Here is a 451-nt window from a genome sequence, read left to right as displayed (position 1 = left end):
CGACGCGCTATTCGGTCGCAGCCCCGACAACATCTTCCTGTTCGGGAAAGCTGGTGTCGGAAAAACTGCAGTGACGAACTTCGTGCTCAGTGAACTCCAGCGTGAAGCACTTCGTCGCGATACAGCAGACGAAATCCACGTCACGAAGGTCAATTGCAACAACCAAAGTGTCTATTCGACTGTTCGCCACCTCGTTAACAGTCTCCGCCCCGAGGACACAGCTACGTTCCCGAAGAAAGGGCCATCAACGGCAGACGCATTCGAAGAATTATACACCCAGATGGAACGTCTCGGTGGAACCCATCTGTTCGTCCTCGACGAAATTGACCACCTCTCTAATCCAGATCCATTACTCTACGAATTCCCACGAGCACGTGCGAACGGGCATATCAAAGAAGCAAAAGTCGGCCTCATCGGAATTTCGAACAATTACACGTTCCGCAACACACTA

General features: G+C 51.7%; 1 protein-coding gene. It reads left to right on the top strand.

All coding sequences use genetic code 11. The annotated features are described in order from the left end of the window. A partial coding sequence (locus tag DEQ92_RS22705; RefSeq protein ID WP_115821814.1) for an AAA family ATPase occupies positions 1 to 451 on the top strand: 451 nt, incomplete at both ends.

It is taken from the genome of Haloferax sp. Atlit-6N, from assembly GCF_003383195.1.
GTDB classification, from domain to species: Archaea; Halobacteriota; Halobacteria; order Halobacteriales; family Haloferacaceae; genus Haloferax; species Haloferax gibbonsii.
This window is presented reverse-complemented; position numbering and strand designations above follow the sequence as displayed.